Source organism: Romboutsia sp., from assembly GCF_035470145.1.
GTDB lineage: Bacteria > Bacillota > Clostridia > Peptostreptococcales > Peptostreptococcaceae > Romboutsia_D.
This window is the reverse complement of record NZ_DATIRC010000155.1, coordinates 1-2,521: the sequence shown is the minus strand read 5'-3', so window position 1 is coordinate 2,521 and position 2,521 is coordinate 1. Positions and strand designations below refer to the sequence as shown.

At 31.3% G+C, this 2,521-nt stretch carries 3 protein-coding genes; all 3 read right to left on the bottom strand.

The features are described from left to right. Positions 1 to 67: 67 nt before the first annotated feature. Entirely contained in the window at positions 68 to 259 is a 192-nt protein-coding gene (locus VLM92_RS05950; RefSeq protein ID WP_325275429.1) for a hypothetical protein, read from the bottom strand. Between the two features lie 172 nt (positions 260 to 431). Beyond that, complete coding sequence (gene ispG / locus VLM92_RS05945; protein ID WP_325275428.1) at positions 432 to 1,487, bottom strand: flavodoxin-dependent (E)-4-hydroxy-3-methylbut-2-enyl-diphosphate synthase; 1,056 nt, start codon at positions 1,485 to 1,487, stop codon at positions 432 to 434. A 12-nt stretch (positions 1,488 to 1,499) separates the two neighbouring features. Then, on the bottom strand, positions 1,500 to 2,521 hold a 1,022-nt coding region (gene rseP / locus VLM92_RS05940), incomplete at its 5' end, for an RIP metalloprotease RseP (RefSeq protein WP_325275427.1).

The window sequence follows — 2,521 nt, the reverse complement described above, 5'->3', positions numbered from 1 at the left end:
TGTTACTTATTCCAAACATTCTATGTATACTTGGGTTTCTCAAGTCACCATCAAGTATTAGTACTTTTTATTCTAGGAATGCAAAGCTTACTGCTAAGTTTGATATAACTGTGCTTTTGCCTTCATTTTGTTTACTACTTGTTACATTTATTACTTTTATTTCTTTATCTAAGTTTGAAAATTCTATGCTTGTTCTTATTCCTCTATAGGCTTCTGCTATAGGGGATTTAGGATTGTTTATGCTTATTATTTTATTCATAGTTCTTAATCCTACTCCCTTCTAATTGGTATTTATTTCTTAATACGTAAATTATAACATTTTATGACAATAAATACCACATTTTAAAATAATTGGTATTTACCCTATTCTAAAAAAGATTTTTCCAATAAAAAAACATCCAGTATTTTTATATTATACTGGATGTTTGGTATTAATATTTTTCTATTTCTTCTAGTAATTCTTTTACTAAGTCATTTCCTTTTATTTTTCTAACTATTTCACCTTTTTTAAATAACAGTCCTTCGCCTTTTCCACCAGCTATTCCTATATCTGCTTCTCTAGCTTCTCCTGGTCCGTTTACTGCGCATCCCATTATGGCTACTGTTATGTCTTTTTCCATGTGGTTTATTTTTTCTTCTACTTCATTTACCACACTTATAAGGTCTATGTTACATCTTCCACATGTTGGGCAAGATACTACTTTTATTTTGTCATTTAATAAGTCTAAGCTTCTTAGTATTTCTTTTCCAACTATAACTTCTTCACAAGGGTCCCCTGTTAGTGATATTCTAACTGTGTCTCCTATTCCTTTAAGTAGCATTGCTCCTACTCCGATTGAAGATTTTATTGTTCCTTTTTTTACACTTCCTGATTCTGTTATTCCTATATGTAGTGGGTAGTCTACTTTTTTAGATATTAGTTCATAAGCTTCTATTGTTTTGTATATATCTGATGATTTAAGTGATATTACAATATTATAAAAGTCTAGGTCTTCTAATATTTTTATATGTCCTAGTGCACTTTCAACTAGTGCTTCGGCAGTTGCTGATCCATGCTTTTCTAGTAGTTCTTTTTCTAGTGATCCACCGTTTACGCCTATTCTTATTTTTAGGTTTCTTTGTTTACACTTATTTACTACTTCTTTTACTTTTTCTATGCTTCCAATGTTTCCTGGATTTATTCTTACTCCATCTACTCCTTGGTCTATTGCTTCTATTGCTAATCTATGGTCAAAGTGTATATCAGCTATTACTGGTATGTTTACACTTTCTTTTATTTTACCTATGTTTTTAGCAGCTTCCATGTCTGGTACTGCTACTCTAACAACGTCACATCCAACATTTTCTAATGCTTTTATTTGTGCTATTGTAGCATCTGCATCTCTTGTATCAGTGTTTGTCATTGATTGTATGCTTATAGGGTTATTGCCACCTATTTTTACATTTCCAACGCTTACTTCCCTACATTGTCTTCTTTTATAGCTCATGTTGTCACCTACCTAGAATAGTTTAATTATATCTTTATATGTTATAAATACCATAAAGCCCATTAGTAGTGCAAATCCTACCATGTGTATTGCTGCTTCTTTGCTTGGGTCTAGTTTCTTTCCACCTCTTATACCTTCTATTCCTATCATTAATAGTCTTCCGCCATCTAACGCTGGTATTGGTAGTAAGTTTAGTATTCCTAGGTTTAAGCTTAACATTGATGCTATGTACATTAAGTTAGGTATACCTGTTTTTGCAGCGTCTGAAACTATTCCTATTACTCCTACTGGTCCTGCTACTGAATTTGCTGCTCCTCCAGGTACTGTTCCTGTTATTAGTTGTCCAAGGAATATAAACATTTGTTTTATCATTTCTATTGTTACTGTAAATGCTTTAGCTATTGATGTGAATACATTTCTTTCATATGATGGTGCTATCCCTATTACGTAGTTTCCTTGTTCATTTTTTTGTGGTGTTAAATTAAATTCTTTTATTTTTGAATTTCTTTCAACTTTTATATTTACTTCTTTTCCACCTGAGCTATGTAATTTTTCAACTACATCTTCCCATGTGTTTGTTTTAATTTTATTTACTTCTATTATTTTATCGTTAGCTTGAAGTCCTGCTATTTGTGCTGGAGTATTTTCTATTACAGCACCTAATACATTAGAATTTGTTGGTGATCCTATGTACATAAATACTGGTATTAATAGTATTGCTGCAAATACTATATTAAAAAATGGTCCTGCAAATAGTATGCTTGCTCTTTGAAGTATGCTCTTTTGTCCAAATGAGTTTGGATCTTTAGATTCTCCATCTTCACCTTCCATACTTATATATCCACCAAGTGGTAATAATCTTATTGAATATTTTGTTTCACCTTTTGTTGTGCTAAATAGTTTTGGACCCATTCCTATTGCAAATTCGTGTATTCTAACACCTGCTTTTTTTGCAAATAAGAAATGTCCTAATTCGTGTATAAATACTATTACTCCGAATAATAATATTGCTGCTATTATAGTCAAGTTTATTC